Source organism: Arthrobacter silvisoli, from assembly GCF_003369445.1.
GTDB classification, from domain to species: Bacteria; Actinomycetota; Actinomycetes; order Actinomycetales; family Micrococcaceae; genus Arthrobacter; species Arthrobacter silvisoli.
Window position 1 is genome coordinate 83,645 of record NZ_QRCU01000062.1, and the last position, 20,176, is coordinate 103,820.

18 protein-coding genes are annotated in these 20,176 nt (G+C 65.3%); 6 read left to right on the forward strand and 12 right to left on the reverse strand.

The genetic code is table 11. The features are described from left to right. Positions 1-6: 6 nt before the first annotated feature. Complete coding sequence (locus DWV11_RS14855) at positions 7-1,266, reverse strand: FAD-binding protein (RefSeq protein ID WP_245953683.1); 1,260 nt, start codon at positions 1,264-1,266, stop codon at positions 7-9. A 218-nt stretch (positions 1,267-1,484) separates the two neighbouring features. Here DWV11_RS14855 and xylA point away from each other — a divergent pair, with 218 nt between their 5' ends. Then, the gene (gene xylA / locus DWV11_RS14860; protein WP_115789689.1) at positions 1,485-2,675 is read left to right on the forward strand and encodes a xylose isomerase; all 1,191 of its coding nucleotides are present in this window, start codon (positions 1,485-1,487) and stop codon (positions 2,673-2,675) included. A gap of 19 nt (positions 2,676-2,694) precedes the next feature. Beyond that, on the forward strand, positions 2,695-4,215 hold the full coding sequence (gene xylB / locus DWV11_RS14865; protein WP_115789713.1) for a xylulokinase: 1,521 nt from the start codon (positions 2,695-2,697) through the stop codon (positions 4,213-4,215). A 57-nt stretch (positions 4,216-4,272) separates the two neighbouring features. On the opposite strand, the gene DWV11_RS14870 is transcribed toward xylB, so the two are convergent. The 8 genes from DWV11_RS14870 to DWV11_RS14905 form a co-directional block, all read right to left on the reverse strand. After that, entirely contained in the window at positions 4,273-4,554 is a 282-nt protein-coding gene (locus DWV11_RS14870; protein WP_136017915.1) for a hypothetical protein, read from the reverse strand. Between the two features lie 162 nt (positions 4,555-4,716). Further along, entirely contained in the window at positions 4,717-5,862 is a 1,146-nt protein-coding gene (locus DWV11_RS14875) for a Gfo/Idh/MocA family protein (RefSeq protein WP_245953685.1), read from the reverse strand. After that, complete coding sequence (locus DWV11_RS14880) at positions 5,847-6,545, reverse strand: ThuA domain-containing protein (protein WP_115789692.1); 699 nt, start codon at positions 6,543-6,545, stop codon at positions 5,847-5,849. The genes DWV11_RS14875 and DWV11_RS14880 overlap by 16 nt, the downstream gene beginning before the upstream one ends. Before the next feature lie 36 nt (positions 6,546-6,581). Continuing rightward, positions 6,582-7,589, reverse strand: coding sequence for a sugar phosphate isomerase/epimerase family protein (locus tag DWV11_RS14885; protein ID WP_115789693.1), 1,008 nt, complete (start codon positions 7,587-7,589; stop codon positions 6,582-6,584). A 1-nt stretch (position 7,590) separates the two neighbouring features. Further along, the gene (locus tag DWV11_RS14890; protein WP_115789694.1) at positions 7,591-8,808 is read right to left on the reverse strand and encodes a Gfo/Idh/MocA family protein; all 1,218 of its coding nucleotides are present in this window, start codon (positions 8,806-8,808) and stop codon (positions 7,591-7,593) included. 12 nt (positions 8,809-8,820) lie between these two features. Then, complete coding sequence (locus DWV11_RS14895; protein ID WP_115789695.1) at positions 8,821-9,723, reverse strand: carbohydrate ABC transporter permease; 903 nt, start codon at positions 9,721-9,723, stop codon at positions 8,821-8,823. Next, positions 9,723-10,622, reverse strand: a complete 900-nt coding sequence (locus tag DWV11_RS14900) for a carbohydrate ABC transporter permease (protein WP_115789696.1) — start codon at positions 10,620-10,622, stop codon at positions 9,723-9,725. The genes DWV11_RS14895 and DWV11_RS14900 overlap by 1 nt, the downstream gene beginning before the upstream one ends. Positions 10,623-10,624: 2 nt before the next feature. Further along, positions 10,625-11,944: an extracellular solute-binding protein gene (locus DWV11_RS14905; RefSeq protein ID WP_115789697.1), complete on the reverse strand. Its 1,320-nt coding sequence runs from the start codon at positions 11,942-11,944 to the stop codon at positions 10,625-10,627. A 285-nt stretch (positions 11,945-12,229) separates the two neighbouring features. On the opposite strand from DWV11_RS14905, the gene DWV11_RS14910 reads away from it, so the two are divergent. The 3 genes from DWV11_RS14910 to DWV11_RS14920 all read left to right on the forward strand — a co-directional run bounded on the left by DWV11_RS14910 (position 12,230) and on the right by DWV11_RS14920 (position 15,725). Continuing rightward, entirely contained in the window at positions 12,230-13,285 is a 1,056-nt protein-coding gene (locus DWV11_RS14910) for a LacI family DNA-binding transcriptional regulator (RefSeq protein WP_115789698.1), read from the forward strand. 180 nt (positions 13,286-13,465) lie between these two features. Beyond that, positions 13,466-14,737, forward strand: a complete 1,272-nt coding sequence (locus tag DWV11_RS14915) for a choice-of-anchor P family protein (protein ID WP_168404720.1) — start codon at positions 13,466-13,468, stop codon at positions 14,735-14,737. 130 nt (positions 14,738-14,867) lie between these two features. Continuing rightward, on the forward strand, positions 14,868-15,725 hold the full coding sequence (locus tag DWV11_RS14920; protein ID WP_115789714.1) for a prephenate dehydratase: 858 nt from the start codon (positions 14,868-14,870) through the stop codon (positions 15,723-15,725). A 4-nt stretch (positions 15,726-15,729) separates the two neighbouring features. Here the strand turns inward: DWV11_RS14920 and DWV11_RS14925 are convergent, their stop codons facing one another. The 3 genes from DWV11_RS14925 to DWV11_RS14935 all read right to left on the reverse strand — a co-directional run bounded on the left by DWV11_RS14925 (position 15,730) and on the right by DWV11_RS14935 (position 18,228). Continuing rightward, complete coding sequence (locus DWV11_RS14925) at positions 15,730-16,503, reverse strand: nuclease-related domain-containing protein (RefSeq protein ID WP_168404722.1); 774 nt, start codon at positions 16,501-16,503, stop codon at positions 15,730-15,732. A gap of 55 nt (positions 16,504-16,558) precedes the next feature. After that, positions 16,559-17,650 carry a type I restriction endonuclease gene (locus tag DWV11_RS14930; RefSeq protein ID WP_115789701.1) on the reverse strand — a complete coding sequence of 364 codons (1,092 nt, stop codon included), beginning with the start codon at positions 17,648-17,650 and terminating at the stop codon, positions 16,559-16,561. A 215-nt stretch (positions 17,651-17,865) separates the two neighbouring features. Beyond that, positions 17,866-18,228, reverse strand: coding sequence for a hypothetical protein (locus DWV11_RS14935; protein ID WP_115789702.1), 363 nt, complete (start codon positions 18,226-18,228; stop codon positions 17,866-17,868). Positions 18,229-18,655: 427 nt separating this feature from the next. Here DWV11_RS14935 and DWV11_RS14940 point away from each other — a divergent pair, with 427 nt between their 5' ends. Then, the gene (locus DWV11_RS14940) at positions 18,656-20,131 is read left to right on the forward strand and encodes an NCS1 family nucleobase:cation symporter-1 (protein WP_115789703.1); all 1,476 of its coding nucleotides are present in this window, start codon (positions 18,656-18,658) and stop codon (positions 20,129-20,131) included. Positions 20,132-20,176 lie beyond the last annotated feature (45 nt).

Consider the following 20,176-nt stretch of genomic DNA (forward strand, 5'->3'; position numbering starts at 1 on the left):
AGAATATCAGCTGCCAAACACGGTGCGGTCAAGGAATCCGTTGCGGAACGTGCCGTCCGGATCAAGCCGCCGGGCCAGGGCGATGAAGTCGCCGAAGCGTGGGTACAAGGGCGCGACGGCGGCAGCACCGGCGTCGAACAGTTTGCCCCAGTGCGGCCTCGCCGCGAACGGGGCCAGTTCCGCTTCAATCAGCGGAAGGACGGCCTCCACAGCAGGCTGGTCCTGGCGCCAGGTGAAGTGCAGGCCGATGCCGTCGCGGCCGTAGTTGGGGCTCAGCCAGAGCTTGTCCGCCGCCATGGTGCGGATCTCGCCGATCAGCAGCAGCGGAGTCACCACGCCGGAGAGCCCGCGCATGGTGCGCAGGGCCTCCACGGCGTGCTCGCGCGGGATGAAGTATTCGCTCTGGAGTTCCTCGCCCTGGCTCGGGGTGAACTCCATCCTGAAGTGCGCCAGCCGCTCGGACCACGGCCCGGGCACGCCGAGCTGCTGGGTGCAGTTGCTGCCTGAAACCCCGGGGAGGGGATGCCGCGCCTCCGTGGCCGGTGTGCCCCCGAAGAACGCCTCGGGCGACGGTGCGGAGCCCCGCCGCTTGAGCCACGCCTGGCCGATGGTGTCGCCGCTCCAGTCGGTGAAGAGGCTGACACTGTAGGCCGAGGACGTCACCGCATCGAAGTCGGCCAGGACCTGCTCCCAGCTGAGGTTTTCGAAGACGTTCTGGGAGACGTCGAAGCTTGGCTCGATGTCCAAGGTCAGCTCGGTGACGATGCCGAGCGCGCCCAGCCCCACCACCATGCCGTCGAAGTCCGGGTCGCCGCGGCGGACCGTGAGGAGGCTGCCGTCCGCCGTGACCATCGTGAGGCCGGCGACGGCGGTGGCGAGGTTGCCGTTGCTGTCGCCGGAGCCGTGGGTCGCCGTCGCCACCGCTCCCGCGATGGAAATGTGGGGTAGCGAGGCCAGGTTGTGAATGGCGAAGCCTTGGCGCTGCAGCTCTGTGGCGAGGGTTCCGTAGCGGGTGCCGCCGCTGACGGTGACCGTCAAGGTGTCCGTGTTGATGCTGATGCCGGGATCGAAGCGGTCCAGCACCGCGAGCGTTCCGGCGGTGTCCGCGATGGAGTTGAAGGAGTGCCGGGAGCCGAGTGCCCGGATGTGCTGCGCGCCCGCCACGAGCTCCTGGAGTTCGGCCACGCTTTCCGGGTGGGCGATCCGGGGTGCTTGGTAGCTGTAGTTACGGGCCCAGTTGCGTTCGGCTACCAGTTGATCGGTCACGGTTGAATCCTTCGTCCGGGGCTTGCTGTCCTATTTGATGTTTTCAACAACATAACAGCCGGATGCCGCTCCGCACTAGGGTTCGGGCCGGTTTTCCGCCTGCGTCCCGTCGAGGAATTTCCCGCGAGAAGTGGTTGACATCACGGAAATCCATAATATGTTGGATAGCAGAACAATTCAGTTCGCCAAGCCCACTTCAAGCAATCCCGGAGCACTCAATGACGATTCAGCCCACCCGTGAAGACAAGTTCTCCTTCGGTCTGTGGACCGTGGGATGGGAGGCCCAGGACCAGTTCGGTTCCGCCACCCGTCCGCCGCTGGACACCGTGGAAGCCGTCAACCGGCTCAGCGAGCTCGGCGCCTACGGCATTACCTTCCACGACAACGACCTCTTCCCCTTCGGCTGCTCGGCAGCCGACCGCCAGCGCGAAATCGACCGCCTCCAGGGTGCGCTGAAGGCCACCGGCATGGTGGTTCCCATGGTCACCACCAACCTGTTCAGCCACCCCGTCTTCAAGGACGGCGGCTTCACCAGCAACGACCGCGGCGTCCGCCGCTTCGCGCTGCGCAAGGTGCTGGACAACATCGACCTCGCCGCCGAACTCGGTGCCGAAACCTTCGTGATGTGGGGCGGCCGCGAAGGCAGTGAATACGACGCAGCCAAGGACATCCGCGGTGCCCTGGAACGCTACCGCGAGGCCGTGAACCTCCTGGGCGACTACGTCACGGACAAGGGCTACAACATCCGCTTCGCGATCGAACCGAAGCCGAACGAACCCCGCGGCGACATCCTGCTCCCCACCCTTGGCCACGCCCTGGCATTCATCGAAACCCTGGAACGCCCGGAACTGGTGGGCATCAACCCCGAGACCGGCCACGAGCAGATGGCCGGCCTGAACTTCACCCACGGCATCGCCCAGGCCCTGTACCAGGGCAAGCTGTTCCACATCGACCTCAACGGCCAGCGCAGCATCAAGTTCGACCAGGACCTGGTGTTCGGCCACGGCGACCTGCAGAATGCTTTCTCCCTGGTGGACCTGCTCGAAAACGGCGGCCCCGACGGCGGCCCGGCCTACGACGGCCCGCGCCACTTCGACTACAAGCCCAGCCGCACGGAGGACATCAACGGCGTGTGGGACTCCGCGGCCGCGAACATGCAGACCTACCTGCTCCTGAAGGAACGCGCCAAGGCATTCCGCGCCGACCCCGAGGTCCAGGCCGCCCTCGAGGCGTCCCGCGTCTCCGAAATCAACGAGCCCACCCTGAACCCGGGCGAAGGCTACGAGCAGCTCCGTGCGGACAAGTCCTCCTACGAGGACTTCGACGCCGACGCCTACTTCGGCGGCAAGGGCTTCGGTTTCGTGAAGCTCCAGCAGCTCTTCATTGAGCACCTCCTCGGAGCACGCTGATCCCGTGCCGGCTGCTTCCTTGAACCTCGTTGCCGGGGTTGATTCCTCTACCCAAAGCTGCAAAGTGGTAGTCCTCGACGCGGACAGCGGTGAGCTGCTCCGCGAGGGACGCGCGAGCCATCCGGAAGGCACGGAGGTGCATCCGGACGAGTGGTGGCGGGCGCTTGCCGAAGCGTTCGACGACGCCGGCGGCCTGCCGGACGTCAGCGCCTTGTCCGTCGGCGGCCAGCAGCACGGCATGGTGCTGCTGGACCGCGATGGCAAGGTGATCCGCCCGGCCCTGCTGTGGAACGACACCCGTTCGGCGGGCGCCGCGGCGGACCTCACCGCCGAAGTGGGGGCGGAGGACTTCGCCCGGCGCACCGGACTGGTGCCCGTGGCGTCCTTCACCATCACCAAGATCCGGTGGATCCGGGACAACGAGCCGGAAAGCCTGGCCAGGGTGGCCGCCGTCGCACTGCCGCATGACTGGCTCACCTGGCGCCTGCGCGGTTACGGCCCGGCGGGCTCCGGCCCGCTGGGCCCGGACCTGGACGCCCTCACCACGGATCGCTCGGACGCCAGCGGCACCGGGTACTGGAGCCCGCTGACCGGCCGCTACGACCTGGAGCTGTTCAAGCTCGCCTTCGGGCAGGATGCCCGGGAAGCCACTCCCGACGGCGGCGAGGCGGCCGGCGTCGTGATCCTGCCCCGGGTGCTGGGTCCCGGCGACAGCGCCGGGCGGGTCCACCCGGACTGCTTCGGCGGTGCCGCGCTGGGCGGCACCGCTGGAATCCCGTCCGACGGAATCCTACTGGGCGTGGGGGCAGGCGACAATGCCGCCGCGGCGCTCGGCCTGGGGGCGAAGGCCGGCGACGTCGTCGTGTCCGTGGGCACCAGCGGCACCGTGTTCGCCGTCGACACCGCAGCCGGACAGGATGCGAGCGGTACCGTGGCCGGTTTCGCGGATGCCGGCGGCGACTACCTGCCGATCACCGTGACACTGAACGCCGCCCGCGTGCTCAGCTCCGTCGCGGGAATGCTCGACGTTGACTTCGACGGCCTCTCGCGGCTCGCCCTGGAGGCGGAACCGGGAGCCGGGGGCGTGGTGCTCGTGCCGTACTTCGAGGGGGAGCGGACGCCCAACCTGCCCCACGCGAAAGCGAGTTTCCACGGGCTCAGCATCGCCTCCACCACCCGGCCGAACATCGCCCGGGCCGCCATCGAAGGCATGCTGTGCGGACTCGCCGGCGGCCTCGATGCGCTGCGTGGGCAGGGCCTCAGCGCCGAACGGCTGCTGCTGATCGGCGGTGCCGTGCAGAATCCTGCTGTGCAGCGCATCGCGGCCCAGGTGTTCGAACTTCCCGTGGTGGTGCCGAGCCCGGGCGAGTACGTTGCCCGGGGCGCGGCGGTCCAGGCGGCCTGGGCGCTCGCAGGGGAACGCCCGGACTGGCCCGTGGCCCTCGACGCCACACCGGAGCAGGACTTCCGGCCCTCCATCGGCGAGAACTACGCGAAGGCAGCGGCGCTGGTTGCCGAAGCTGCCGGCCGGGCCGACTGAGCCGGCATCGGGCCCGCAGAGCCGAACCACCGGACCGCACGACGCGTCTATCCGGCATTACGCGCCCATGGGCCCTCCCCGAACGATGGTGGAGACCACCACGTCTCCAAACCGCTCCCGGAGGGCCCATGCCCCATCCACCAACGCCCGCAGCTGGACGGGTCGCAGCTGCCGGACGGGTGGGAACCGCTGGGGGTGGGCGATGTCCGCAGGCAGAACCTCGCGCTCGTCCTTGCTGGAATCCACAGGAACGGCGGGGTGGCGGGCAACTGACCGTTCCCCGGGGTGGTGGACACCGAACGGAACGTGGTACTTGCCGCCTCCAAGCCGGGCGGTCATTTCGTCGCGCTCGGGGAATGAGACGGCCCCGGCGCTGTGCCGGAGCCTGGATCACTGCGTGCCGGGACGTCCCGGCCGGGAACGTGGCGATCTCCGGACTGGGGCAGGCGGGGCGCTCATCGGCGCCACCGCCACCTCAGTCCGGAGAATCCCCGGCAGCCCCTATGAGCTGGTTCCCTGACCACCGCCAACGGGAACCTCAGCCGCCAGCGCGGTGAGTTCCACGGGTTCCGGCCGCGCCACGGTGCTCGTGATGGCCACTGCCGAGCCGCTGTGCGCCGAGGTCAGCACCGATTCCATGACCTCCAGCGCGTGGTACGCCAACTGTCCGCCCGCACGGGGTTCCGAACCGGCGGGAGTCGCGGCGAGGTCAGCGATGCCGAAGCCGCGGCCCGAGTCCACATAGCCCGCCGAGACCGGGAGGGTCTGCCAGGACTCGGCACCGAGCGCGAAAAGCTCCACGTCGCCGTCGAAAAGGTTCGGGTCAGGCACTGCGAGCGTCCCGAGCGAGCCGTGGACCTCGATGTTGGCCGACTTCGTACTGACAGCGTCAAAGCTCATGAACAGCGTGGACATGGCCCCGGAGGCGTGTACCAGGACGCCGGTGACGTGCGAATCGATGGTCACCGGGATCACCTCGCCCTTCCGCGGCCCGGAGCCGATCACCCGCTCCGGGCGGGTGTGGCTTGCTGCCCCGATGACCGAGACCACGGGGCCGAGCAGGGTGACGAGGGCGCTGACGTAGTACGGACCCATGTCCAACAGCGGCCCGCCACCGGGCTGGTAGTAGAAGTCCGGGTTCGGGTGCCAGCGCTCGTGCCCCGACGTCACCATGGTGGCGGTGGCCGAAATCGGGGAGCCGATCAGGCCGTCGTCGATCGCCTTGCGGGCGGTCTGGATCCCGGTGCCCAGCACCGTGTCGGGGGCGCAGCCGACCACGACGCCGGCCTCCCGCGCGGCGTCGAGCACCTGCTTCGCCTCCGCGGTGGTCGCCGCGAGCGGCTTCTCCCCGTACACGCTCTTTCCGGCGGCAATCGCCTTCAGCGCGATCGGCCCGTGCGCCGCCGGGATGGTCAGGTTCAGGACGAGTTCGACGTCGTCTGCCGCCAGGAGCTCGTCCACGGACAGGGCGCGGACGCCCTCGTAGGAGTCAGCCACGGCCTGCGCCCTCGCAAAGTCCAGGTCCGCGACGGCGACCAGTTCGATCGTGTCGAGCCGGCGGAAGTTCGTGAGGTACTGGGCGATGATGGCGCCGCAGCCGATGATTCCAACCTTGAGCGGCTGGTCTGTGTTTAGCGGCTTGCCCAAAGCATGCCCCTTTCGATGATCGTGCGGACGTTCGCGTCCTGGAGGATTTCCACCCGGTGGCCGGGGGTGCAGACGAAGATCCGGCCCTTGGCCCATTGCCGGGTCCAGATCGCCGGGGAGGTGACTTCGCGGTTCCACTGGTCCCAGTCCCGGACCTTCTGGGTGGTGGTGGCGAGGACGTCGATGTAGTCGTCGGCCAGGACCCAATACTGCTCGGTGACCAGCTCGAAATCACCGATGCCCTCGGTGATCGGATGGTTCGCCGCTGCCGGAAGCATGTTCACCGTGTGGGGCACGTAGTTATCCGACATATCACCGGTTCGTTCGTCCGGGTGTTTGCCGGGGTGGCAGGCGAACTGGCCGCCGATCATGTGCAGGTAGTCCGAGGTGTTCCGGTAGGAATCGGCGATCCCGCCGTGCCAGCCGGCCAGGCCGGTGCCGTTTTCGACGGCGGTGCGCAGCCCCTCGAACTCGTCCTTCTCGATGGTGGACATCGTGACGCACTGCACGATCAGGTCCAGGCCGGCCATGTATTCCGTATCGGCATATACCTTGGGGGATTCCTCCACCCGGACGTCATAGCCATTCTCTTTCAGGAAGGGAATGAAGAGTTCGGTGGCCTCGACGGGCTGGTGGCCGTCCCAGCCGCCGCGCACCACCAAGGCGGTTTTGTTGTCAGTCATGGTTTCCTTTGCTGTGAAAGTGGGGTTGGCGCCGTGTCAGCGGCTGCTGCTGAAGGCGGCGTCGAACGCCGCGGCGGGGGGTGCGATACGGGCAAGCTCCTTCACCAGGGCCAGGGACTGCGGCGCCCCGATGAGCCGGTCCATGCCGGCGTCTTCCCATTCGACGCTGGTGGGTCCCTGATAGCCGATCGCGTTCAAGGTGCGGAAGATCGGCTCCCAGTTCACGTCGCCGTGACCGGCGGTGACGAAGTCCCAGCCGCGGCGGGGGTCCGCCCAGGGCAGGTGCGATCCGAGCCGGCCGTTGCGGCCGTTGAGCTGGCGCACGGATTCCTTGACGTGCACATGGAAGATCTTGTCCGCGAAGTCCTGCAGGAACATCACCGGGTCCAGGTCCTGCCAGATGAAGTGCGAAGGGTCGAAGTTCAGCCCGAAGGCTTCCCGGTGGCCGATCGCTTCCAAGGTCCGCTTGGCGGTCCAGTAGTCGTAGGCGATCTCGGAGGGGTGGACCTCCAGGGCGAAGCGGACGCCCTCCTCGTCGAAGACGTCCAGGATGGGATTCCAACGGTCCGTGAAGTCCTGGTAGCCGCGCTCGATCATGCCCGGCGAGGCGGGCGGGAACATGGCCACGGCCTTCCAGATCGAGGACCCGGTGAACCCCGTGACGGTGCCGGCGCCGAGGCGTGCCGCGGCGCGGGCGGTGGCCTTCATCGCTTCCGCCGCGCGCTGCCGCACGCCTTCCGCGTCGCCGTCGCCCCATACCTGCTCCGGGAGGATGTCCCGGTGCCGTTCGTCGATCGGGTCATCGCACACCGCCTGGCCCGTGAGGTGGTTGGCGATTGCGAAAACCTCCAGCCCGTTGCGCTTCAGGATGTCCAGCCGGTCCTGCACGTACGCGTCGTCGCTGGCTGCGAGAAAGGGGTCAAGGTGGTCGCCCCAGCAGGCAATCTCCAGCCCGTCGAAGCCCCATTCGCCAGCGAGGCGGGCGACCTCCTCGAAGGGCAGATCGGCCCACTGGCCGGTGAACAACGTCATCGGTCGTGCCATGTCAGGCTCCTTCGACTTTGGTCCAGCGGGACTCTTCCATGGCGCTGGCTTCAACGGCTTCCAGGACGCGCTGCACCTGCAGGGCGTCGGCGAACGACGGCGAGGGCTGCGTCCCTGCCCCGATCGCCGTCACGAGGTCCACCACCTGGTGGGTGAAGCCGTGTTCGTAGCCCAGGCCGTGGCCGGTGGGCCACCAGTTCCCGACGTACGGGTGCTCGGGTTCGGTCACGAAGATCCGGCGGAATCCGGCGTCGGGAGACTCGGCGGCGTCGTAGAAGGAGAGTACGTTCATGTCCTCGAAGTCGAAGGCAATCGAACCGAGGGTGCCGTTGACTTCCAGCCGCATCGCGTTCTTGCGTCCCAGCGCGAAGCGGGTCGCTTCGAAGACCCCGACGGCGCCCGGGAAGCTGCCGGCGCCGTCGGCCGTTCCGCCGTCAAAGCGGGCGCTGAAAACGGCCGCGTCATCCACGGTGACCATGCCGCGCGGCGCATCCGCCCCGGTGTCGCCGTGGCCGCCCAGTCCCACGAGGTCGCCTGCGAGGGGACGTTCGTGGACGAAGGTTTCCAGCAGCGCCGAAACCCCCGTGATGTTCTGCCCGGTGACCCACTGCGCGGCGTCGATGCTGTGGGCTCCGATGTCGCCGAGCGAGCCGGACCCGGACATGGCCTTGTCCAACCGCCAGGTCATGGGCGCGTTTTCGTCGCTGAGCCAGTCCTGCAGGTACTGCGCACGCACGTGCCGGATCTGCCCGAGCCTGCCTTCGGCGACCATCCGCCGGGCCAAGGCCAACGCGGGGGTGCGGCGGTAGGAGAACCCGCACATCGAAAACACCCCGCGTTCCGCGGCGGCCCGGGCGGCCTCGGCCATGCGTTCGGCCTCGGCCACCGAGTTCGCCAGCGGCTTCTCGCACAGGACGTGCTTCCCGGCTTCGAGCGCCGCTATCGCGATCTCGGCGTGGGTGTTGCCCGGGGTGCAGATGTCGATCAGGTCAATGTCGTCGCGCTCGATCAGGCGCCGCCAATCGGTCTCCACGGATCCCCAGCCGAGCTTGGCAGCGGCGGCCCGGACGCCGTCGTCGTTCCTTCCGCAGAGGGCGGTGAGCTGGGGGTCCAGCGGGAGATCGAAGAACCTCGGCGCGGTGCGCCATGCATGGGAGTGGGCGGCGCCCATGAACGCATACCCGACCATGCCGACGCGCAAGGGCGTTGTGCTTGTCACAGGGAGTCCTTTCTATTTGCTGAAGCCGGCCGTGAGACCGCTGATCAGTTGGCGGCGGGCCACCACGTAGATGACCAGCAGCGGCAGGGTGGCGAGCACCACCGAGGCCAGCACCGCCGGGATGTTGACGCTGAACTCGCCCTGGAATGTCCACAGGGACAGGGGCAGGACGCGGGTTGAAGGGCTTTGGGTGAGGATGAGCGGGAAGAGGAAGCCGTTCCAGACGCCGAGCGCGTTGTAGATGCCAACGGTCACGACGGCGGGACGCGTCATGGGCAGCGCGAGGCGCCACATCATGGCCCAGTCCGAGCAGCCGTCCAGCCGCATGGACTCGAACAGTTCGTTGGGGACGTCGCGCATGAAGTTGCTCAGGATCAGCACGGAGATGGGGATCGCGAACGCGATCGACGGCAGGATCAGGGCGAGCAGGGTGTCGTAGAGGTGCGCTTTGGTGATCATCCAATAGATGGGAATGATCGTGGCGTGCAGCGGAATGGCCAGGCCGAGGAGGAAGAGCCGGTTCGTCCAGCCCAGGAACCGGGACTTGCCGCGGACGATCGCGTACGCCGCCATGAAGGAGACCAGGAGTGCGGGCACCACGCTGCCGACGGTGACGACCAGGCTGTTTACGAAGTACATCGCGAAGTCGTTTTCGAGCACCAGCTTGTAGTTGTCCAGCGTGGGCTCGGTGGGCGGCATCATCGGGTTGGAGGTGAAGAAGCCGGCCTGGTTCTTCAGGCTCGTGACCACCACGTAGTAGATGGGCACGATGATGACGGCCAGCCACAGCCATCCGCCCAGGCCTCCAAGGAAGTTTGGCCGGGAGCGGCCGGGCCCTTTGCTCCGCTGGACGGGCTTGCGGCTCGGGGCGTTGAATGTGGCCGGCGGCGTGGGGAGCTGGGTCGTGGAAGCCATCAGGCACCTTCCAATTGGCTTGCGTTGCGGTTCTTGCCGCCGAGGCGTTGCAGGACCAGGGCCAGCACCAGGCCGATCGCCACGAGGATGACGCCGAGGGCGCTGGCGGCCCCCATGTCGTTGGCTTTGAAGCCGGTCAGGTACATGTGCAGGGGGAGCAGGCGGGTGGAGTAGCCGGGGCCGCCGCCGGTGAGGACGAAGACGAGGTCGAAGTAGGCCAGCGAGCCGACCACCATGAGGGTGGAGGACGTGATGATCGTGTACTTCAGCTGGGGCAGGGTGATGGCGAAGAATTGCTGGACCCGTCCGGCGCCGTCGATCTGGGCCGCCTCGTAGAGCGACGCCGGAATCTGCCGCACACCGCCTTGGTAGATGAGTGTGTGGAACGGGACGAACTGCCAGGCGATGACGAAGACCACCACGAACAGCACGAGGTCCGAGTTGCCAAGCCAATCCTGCGCAAGGAACGGAACGCCCAGGCCCGGGCCGAGGCCGAAGTTCGGGTCCAGCAGGGCCTTGTACGCGATGGCTACGGCGGCCGAGGACAGCAGCAGCGGAACGAAGTACAGGACCGCAAGGACTGCACGGTACTTCTGGGAGGCGGACGTGAAGACGCCGAGCAGGAGGCTGATGGGTGCCTGGACGACGAACGAGAAGAACATGATCTTGGCGGTGACCCACAGCGCGTTCCCGGTGACCGGGTCGGTCAGGACTGTGGTCCAGCTCGACAGGCCATCCAGCTTGATCTCGCCCAGCCCGTCCCATTTGGTGAAGCTGAGGAAGAAGACGCCGGCCAAGGGGATGATGGCGAACAGCAGGAAGAAGAACAGGGCCGGAGCGGCCAGCCACCCCGACGGGCCCTTTTCGAGGACCCGCCGGGAACCGGTTGAGACAGACACTGCTACTTTCCGATCGTTGCGTTCATCGTGGAGACGAACTGCTCGGGGGTGATCTTCTTGAGGAAGATCTGGTCCAGGTTCGCCAGCATGGCGTCGCCTTGTGCGGGGCTGAGGGCCTGGTCCCAGGAGAGGGTGAAGTTCGGCGCGTTCTTGGCCATGCCGTACACGTAGCTCAGGAAGTCCTTGTCCGGCGAAGCAGCCAACTTCGCTTCGATGCCCGTGGTGACGGGGACGGCACCCGAATCGATCAGGGCCTGGGTGTCGGCGTCGGTGAACATGCCGCTCTTGACGTATTCGAGGGCAGCCTTCTTCTGACTCTCAGTGGCCTTGGACGAGATCGACCAGAAATTGGACGGGTTGCCCACCACGTTGGCGGGGTCGCCCTTGCCGCCGGAAACGGTGGGGAACGTGGTGTAGCCCAGCTTGCCGCTCGAGACGAAGTCCGCCGCGTCCTTCTTCAGGCCCTGGTAGATCCAGCCGCCCTGCAGGATCATGGCGGCCTTCCCGGTGTAGAGGAGTGCCTGGTCCGCGTTGCTGTCGGCGGCGACGGAGGAGAAGCCGTTGATGAAACCGCCGGCGTCCACCAGTTCCTGGATCTTGGTCAGGGCTTCCTTGACGGCGGGGTCGGACCAGGCGCCGGGCTTGTTCGCGGCGATGTTGGCGAACACTTCGGGACCGCCGATGCGCTCCACCAGGTATTCTAGCCACATCAGGTCGGGCCATTTGGACTGGCCGCCCAGCGAGAACGGGGCAACGCCGGCAGCCTTGAACTTGGGCACGAGAGCCATGAGTTCGTCCCAGGTCTTAGGGGCCTGGGCGCCGATCTTGTCGAAGACTTCCTTGTTGTAATACAGGACCACGGGCTGGACGTTGTTGTTCGGCAGGGCGTAGGTCTTGCCGTCGATCGTGCCGTTCTTGAGGACGGAGGGCAGGTAGCGGCTCTTGACGTCGGGGTTGTCCTTGACGAAGTCAGACAGGTCGGCCACTTGGCCGGCGTCCACATACGACTTCAGGACGCCGCCGCCCCAGCCGTAGATGAATGTGGGTCCCTGCCCGGCGCCGACGGCGGTGCGCACCTTGGTCTTGTACGCATCGTTTGCGAAGAAGTCGAGTTTGATGGCCTCTTCCGGATGCGCCTTGTTCCAGGCGTCCACCGACTTCTGGAGCACCGGCTGGTTGCCGCCCGTCAGCCCCCACATTGTGGCCGAGCCGGTGCTGGCCGACGAACCTGCAGGCCCGCTGGATCCGCAGGCCGCGAGGGAGATCGAGACTGCCGCTGCAGTGGCGGCGATCGCTGCTGAGCGCAACGTGAGTTTTACCATTTGTATTTCCATTCGTCCTTCGGGCTCGACGCTGATAGCCCGGCTGTTGGTTTCGGGAGTCCGGCCGTCGGGGAGGCCATGCTGCCGTTGACACGGAACAGATTTTGAGTCCGAAATATTTCGATAGTATTTTCGGTTCGTGAAGCAAATCTAACTGTGGTCTGAGTCACGGTCAAGGATCTGGGGTCATAAAGTTCACAACCTTTGCCGAATGTCGGTTGACTTCGCGGGCAAGGGGCACACACACTGGTGCCACCGAAATGTTTCGAAAGAGTCGAGGTGTGTATGGCCGGCAGCGAACGCCCAGCCAAGTTGACGTTGGCCGCGATTGCCCGGGAAGCGGGTGTGTCCGCCCCCACCGTCTCGAAGGTGGTGAACGGCCGTGAGGACGTTGCCGCGGAGACGCGCGCCAAGGTCCTCACCGCCCTGGAACGCTCAGGATACAAGTCGCCCCTGCAGCGCAAGAACATCGCCTGGCGGCGGCCCGTGGTGGAAATGGTCCTCGACAGCTTGAACTCCGCCTACGGCGTGGAAGTGCTGAACGGCGTGCTGGAGCACGCGGCCGCGTCCGACGTCGAAGTCCTCCTCAACGTCACGGGAGTGCAGGGGGCCTCACCCCTCAGCCCCGAGCAGCGGGCTCAGCGGATCATCGACGAGGGCCGGTGCGGCATGATCGTGGTGACGTCGGCCTTCAGTTCGGCGCAGCTGGAACCGTTCCTCCGGCGCGACATTCCCATCGTCGTGATCGACCCGCTCAATCCGCCCCAGGCTGACGTGGTCAGCGTCGGCGCCAGCAACTGGGCCGGCGGCAAGGCCGCGACCGCCCATTTGCTGGGACTGGGGCACCGGCGGATCGCTTTCCTCGGCGGTCCCGAGGCAGCGGAATGCAACCAGGCCAGGCTCCACGGCTACATGGCCGCGCTGATGGCCGAAGGCGTGCCGGTTGAGGAGGACTACATCCTTTCGGGGACCTTCCGTCCCGAACACGGCGTGGCGGGCATGAAGGCCCTGCTCCGACTTGAAAAGCGCCCCACCGCCATCTTCGCGGCGAGTGACAGCATCGCCCTCGGCGTCCTCGCGGAGGCGCGCCGCCAGCAGATCCGGATTCCGGAGGACATGAGCGTGGTGGGGTTCGACGGGACGTATCAGGCTGAGGAATCCGTTCCGCCATTGACCTCCGTGTCCCAGCCGCTGCAGGAAATGGGCCGCGCCGCCCTGCGTTTTGTCCTGCGCCAGATGCGCGGCGATACCCTCGATTCGCGCCGGGTGGAGCTCGCAACCCACTTGGTGGTCCGTGAATCCACAGCGCCGTGCGCGGGCGAGGCCGCATCGGCGCATTAGCCGGCGGCTGCGTCGCTGCCCCTTGATTCGACGGCCGGTTTTCATTCCGGTTGCACGGCGGATTTTACGTTCCCGGATTCCGGATTACGCTGAGAATTCCAGCGGTTCTATTGCCTACATCGTTCTGATACTGTGCTCTCACCGCGAGAATTGTCTCGCGAGAACAATGGGGAGAATTGCATGAAACGAACACTGGCCGCGTTATTCGGCGCCTTCACGCTTGTAGCGGCGGGGCCCCTCGCTCCGTCAACGGCGGCGACTCCGAGTATTACGCCCGGACAGGTCACCACGGGCTTCTCGGGAATCGCGTATGGTTCCTACATTTTCAATTCCGACAAGACACTTACGTCCGGTCCCACCGCTAATTCATCGATCGGATGCACCGGTCTTACCGGATTGACGTCCACCAACAGCGCCGCAGCCTTGAATGTTCCGGCAGTGGGTGCCGTGGGCGCCGCCGCAACAAGCGTCAGGACGCTGGAAACGGCGACGGGCAAACGCATCGAAGGACGTTCGGTTGTCGGCAGCGCCAATCTGCTGGGTGGACTCATCACGGCCGGGACCATTTCGTCCGTGAGTATTGCAGACAAGAACACCGCCGGCGCATTCTCCGGCACGAACCAGACCAACATTGCCAACCTGAAAGTCCTGGGTCTTCCCGTGGCCGCCAACCCGGCCCCCAATACGGTGATTGACCTGAATGTGCCGCTTCTGGGTTCACTCGGCAAAATTACGCTGAACGGCCAGGAGAAGAAGCTGGTCAACGGTACCTACCAGGTATCGACGACGGCGCTGCGCGTCGAAGTCCTCAAGGCCGGAATCGCAGGCGTGAAGGCAGGAACGGACATCCGCCTGGGTGTCAGCCTTGCCAAGCTGACGCCGGCACAGGTCGGCTACGCCGCCGGTGCAGGGTTCACGACAAAGAGCACCCTGGCGACCGGGCTTCTCGGCTCGGGTCCCACGGCGTATGCCTCCCTCAGCTGCAGCGCCGGGACCCAGACCGTAAACCTCGCGGGTACCACCCTTACGGGTCTTGCAACGGTGGGCGCCTCCACGACGACCACCACCACCGTTGTCAGCCCCGCCCTCAAGGGCACCGTGACCAATTCCCTTGCCGGGCTCAACGTCCTGAGCGGCGTGATCCAGGCCGACGCCATCAAGGCAGAGACCAGCGCCAGCCGTGCCACGGCGGGCGGCGTGGTCACCCTGACCGACACCTCCACGTTCACCAACCTGAGGATCACCGGATTGCCGGCGATCAATGCCTCCGTTGCGCCCAACACCGTGGTCCAGGTGCCGGGCTTGGGCAAGGTCACTCTGCACAAGGTAACCAAGACCTCCGCGGCAATTGTCGTCACGATGGTCGAAATTGTCCTGAACCAGTCGATCGGCGGCCTGCCGACCGGGTCGACCATTCAGATCGGCTATTCAAACACGGGTATCAGGAACTAGGCGCCCGGCAATCCAGCCAGGGGTGTCGCCGCAATCTGCGGCGGCACCCCTTTTGTTTTGGCCGCGGCCCGGTGTTCATGAACGTACGCCGTTTGGGTTCTTTGCCCGGCTCAATGAAACGATGAACCCCATGGTCCAAAAGATTGCCTACCAGGGAGAGCCGGGAGCCAACTCGGACCTTGCCTGCAGGGAAATGTTCCCCGACGCGGAAAGCGTTCCATGTGCCAGCTTCGAGGACGCCTTTGAGCTGCTGTCGACGGGGGCCGTGGAATTGGGCATGATCCCCATCGAGAATTCCATTGCCGGCCGCGTGGCTGACATCCACGCCCTGCTGCCGCAGTCCAAGCTGCAGATTGTCGGAGAGTACTTCCTGCCGATCCGTTTCGACTTGATGGGCGTTCCCGGAAGCAGCATCGAGGAAGCCACCGAGGTCCACAGCCATATCCATGCGCTGGGGCAATGCCGGCGGATCATCCGCGAGGCGGGCCTGAAGCCGGTGATCGCCGGGGACACCGCGGGATCAGCGCGGGAAGTGCGCGAATGGAACGATCCGCGCAAGCTGTCCCTGGCTCCGCCCCTCGCGGCGGAACTGTACGGCCTTGAGGTCCTGGCCTCCGGCGTCGAGGACGATCCGAGCAACACCACCCGCTTTGTGGTCCTCACCCAGGAACGGCCGCTTCCCACCAAGCAGGAACTGCCCGGGCCGGCCATCACGAGTTTCGTCTTCCGCGTCCGCAACGTGCCGTCGGCCCTGTACAAGGCCCTCGGCGGTTTCGCCACCAACGGGGTGAACATGACCCGGCTGGAGAGCTACATGGTGGGCAATGAATTCGCCGCCACCATGTTCATCACCGACGTCGAAGGGCATCCGGAGGATCCCCGGCTTCGCCGTGCGCTGGAAGAACTCGAGTTCTTCACTACGGAAGTGCGGATCCTCGGGGTTTACGCCGCCGATGCGTATCGTGCCGAGCACGCGGAGAATTCCTGACGATTTAGTGGCGGCTGAAGATCGCGACCGCTAATACAAGGCACGTCGCCAGAACCCAGCCGGCACGGATAAGTGCGGCCCTGCGTACCTGTTGCTGGAGAGTTTTGAACCAAGTCTGCAATGTGCGGGGATCAACTGCGGGCGGAGGGTTCCTGTGCCACAACCGGGGGTTCCCGGCGACTGCCGCAAGCCGTTCGGTCTCCGCGCTGGACAGCACTTGTGGCTGCCGCCGCAGCCAGCGCGTGAGCTGCGGGGCGGAAAGAACCACGACGCCGGCGGGCTGTTCCTTGATGGTCAGGCTCTTCGCGCCGAAGATCACCAGAACAGCGGTAGCAGTGACGGGGTGGCCCAGCGCCAAGGTAAGCAGCTTGGAAGCGCGTTGCGCCTCGAATTGGGAGTTCGGGATGTGCCGCTGTTTCGAACCGGACACCATGAGCGTCCTGCCGGCCACCCAGACGGAATGACCCGTGTGGTTCTTGGTGTTGAGGGTGAAGACGCCGCCTGGGCCGATCACCACGTGATCGATGTCGGAGGTTCCTGAACCCACTGGAATTGCATGGAATGCGGACCACTCCGGGCCCAGAGCAGACAGAATCTCACCCACTGCGATTTCAGCGATGGCTCCGCGGTACCAAGGTTTGGCCTCGGCCGTCAGCGGACTCACGCCGAATATTCGTCCGATTGCCGGTTGAGCCGGAGTTGATTCTTGGAGCGCCATGACTTGATGCATGACGGACTGGCCGGGGACATGATGACGCAACTGTGAATGATCGGGCACGGTGGGCTCCGGTTGGGAGGCCATGGGGGCGGTGGTGGTCGCCCCCATGCGTTTGTCAGAGATAGTTCTTTACACTGGCCCGGAGAGTTTCGGTGTGCTCATAGATCTCTTCGAGGGAGTTGATGGGTACTCGGGTTTCTTCTTTGTTTACGTCGAAGAGGCCGATGTACTTTTGCGAGCGGTTGAAGTGAAGGCGGGCGATCGGTTTGCGGTTGTTGTCATCGAGAAGGACGGCAAAGTAGGACTTTGCATCACGCTGGACAACTCGGGCCGGTTTCACCTCGCTGCACACAATTGCCCGGACGATCTGGTAACCCTCGATTTCTTCGAGCGTCGTTTCGATGCCATCCGCTTCTTCGAGATCTGCTTCAACTGCCGGTGCGCTGGTGACCTCAGGAGCCACCACCGTTTCGTCTGAAACCACAAACGACTGGGCGCCCAACGCCTTCTTGAGTCGCTCATTTACTTGGTCATTGAGGAATTGCTTTGCAGCCTTTGCTACGAGGACCGTGAACTGTTCACGCACCTTCTGGGTATACGGGCCTGTGTAGACCCTTGCCGTCAGGAACTTCACCCACTCATCTTCCGGGTCCTTGAACTGTGCGGCCAGCGTTCGCTTGAGTTCCCCAATGAACTTCAGCTCTCCGGCCGCACTGATGATGGAATCGAGATCGAAAACCTCCTTGGAGAGCTTCTGAAGTTCCGGGATGAGGGATTCGTCGATATCGTTCAGGTCCAGCACCAGGAAGGGCTTGGCATCCATGCGGTTTGGAGCGTCGAGGTCAGTGAAGAACTGATAAATTTCGCCGTTGGTCAAGATGGCAATGCGGGCGTTGGTAACAGCAAAGTACCGGAACAGCTGTGAAGCATGCTCGATCCGTACGGGGCCGACCGACTTCTTGCATTCAATCAGAATTTGGACTTCACCATCCTTCACGATTGCGTAGTCGATCTTCTCGCCCTTCTTGATTCCCACGTCGGCAGTGAACTCCGGGACGACCTCCAGCGGATTGAACACGTCATAGCCCAAGATTGAGGAGATGAAGGGCATGACGAATGCGTTCTTTGTTGCTTCTTCGGTCTCGATGGCTCCGCGTTGCTGGCGCACCTTTGCAGCCAAAGACGTGAGTCGTTCTGCGAATTCCATTTGTCCCCCTACGGTTGATCCTCGAACGAACTCACAGTAGCCGAGACATCAGACAAAACGGCAGAGCCAGGGGCCAATTGTTGGCGCAGCGACTTTCAGGCCTTTGCCTACACCGCCCCGAGGCCCTTCCGCCCCGGCCGCCCCAATCACCTGCGCCGTGACTTCCGCTGCCGGGGCTTCGGCGTAGATCTACGCGGAATCCGGGCAGGCCTGCATCACTTTGCCGGCCGGATCATCAACGGAACAACGGGAATGACGCAAGACGTCCTTGCGAGGCCGGGATCCCCGGCGCCCTGGCGCTTCAGCCGGTTGTTCCTGCCGGTGTCATCGCACCAGTCCAGCCGATAAGGCATGGCGGTGACGCCGGCCTTGCCAGGCTTCATCCCGGACGGGACCTCGAACGAAAAGGTGAATCCGCCGTCGTTGTTCATCGGTCCCGTCTTCTTGAAGATTTCCCTGCCGGCGGCGTCGGTGAGGGAGACTTCAATCTTTGCGCCCTGCCCGTAAGCCGGGTTGCAGTCAACGTCCGGGGCGGAAACAGTGACCTGTTCGCCGGGCCGGACTGTCCCGGGGTCCACCGAATATTTCGGCGGAAAGCATGCCGGCGGATCATGGGGATATCCGGAGCAGGCGCCGAGAGCCCCGCCCGCAACTGCCGCTGCAAGGAAAAGGGACACCGCCCGCCCGGTCCGCCGCCTCATTTATCGATTTTCCCGCTGGCGGTGGAATTGCTTCAAGCGAATTTGCTTGCGGTTCGGGAACAGAATGCAGCCCCGGACCGGAAAGCCCGACGACGGCGGGAGGCTCCCGCCGGACCGCTCGCCTTCGGCCGGTCACATTCGTCATCTGCCGCGGGATCCATTGACTTCACGGGGTGTGAGCTACAACACTTCGAATGGGATCCCAAAATGGGATCCCATTCGAAGGTGCCGGTACCGCGGGGGCCAGTCCCGCCGCCGGAACCCCCATCCAATCCCCAACGTCAGAACCCCTCCAGGAGCCACCATGGATTCCGAGCACACGTCCCTTGCCGCGCTCGACCCGTCCGGACGCCTCTACAACGAGGACCTTGCCCCGGCCACTGAACGGAAGTGGACCACCTACAGTTTCTTCGCCGTCTGGATGTCAGCCATCCACAACATCGGCACCTACACCTTCGTCGCCGGGCTTTTCGTCATCGGCCTCACCGGCTGGCAGGTGCTCGCCGCGATCCTCATCGGCACCGGCATCCTGTTCTTCGGCATGAACTGGGCCGGCCGGATGGGGCAGCGCACCGGCGTCCCCTTCCCGGTGATGGCCAGGATCAGCTTCGGCATCTGGGGTGCGAACATCCCGGCCCTCATCCGCGCCGTCATCGCCATCTGCTGGTACGGGATCCAGACCTACCTGGCCTCCATGGCGGTAGTGGTCCTGTTGCTGCGGATCGACCCGGACCTCCAGCAATGGCAGAACCAAAGCTTCCTGGGACTGTCCCTGCTCGGCTGGGCCTGCTTCATCCTGCTCTGGGTGCTCCAGCTGGTGGTCATCACCCGCGGCATGGAGGCCGTGCGGCGCTTCCAGGACTGGGCCGGTCCCATCGTCTGGGTGGTCATGCTGGCCATGGCCGTCTGGCTCTTCGCGCAGGCCGGCTGGAACATCCCGATGGACATGTCCATCGCCCCGCTGTCCGGCGGCGACTCCGTCCTCGGCGTGCTGACCGGCGCCTTCCTGCTCGTGGCCACCTACGCCACCATGCTGCTGAACTACTGCGACTTCACCCGCTTCGCCCGTTCAGGAAAGGCCGTGGTCCGCGGCAACTTCTGGGGAATTCCGGTGAACTTCGCAGCGTTCGCCGCTATCAGCATCACCATGACCATCGGCACCGTGGTGGTGTTCGGCGACGCCATCACCGACCCCGCGCTCATCCTCGCCAAGGTCCCGGACACCGCCATCCTGGTCCTCGGCGCCGTGATGTTCATCGTGGCCACGATCGGCGTCAACGTGGTCCTGAACTTCGTCTCCCCGGCCTACGACCTCGCCAATGTCTGGCCCAAGCACATCACCTTCAAGCGCGGCGGCATCATCAGCGCCGTCCTGGCCCTGCTGGTCATGCCGTGGAACCTGTACTCGAACCCGGTGGTGGTCAACTACTTCCTGGGCGGCCTGGGTGCTTTCCTCGGCCCGCTGTTCGGGATCATGGCCGCGGACTACTTCCTGGTCAACCGCGGAATCGTCAGGATCAAGGACCTCTACCGTTCGGACGAATCGGGCGCCTACTTCTTCCGCAAGGGCGTCAATCCGAAGGCGATCGCGGTGTTCATCCCCACGGCGTTTCTTGCCGCGATCCTCGCACTCGCCCCGGGACTCGGGGCAGTAGCCGCTTTCGCCTGGCCGGTCGGCCTGGTCACCGCCGGCGTCGCGTACTACCTCGCCATGGGCGGGGCGGCGAAAGCCGCGGTCGCCGCGGGCGAGCCGGAAGCGGAACTCGAACCGGCTGAGTGACAACGCAAAGGGCGGGACGACGACGGCGGAAGCGTCCGCCGTCGT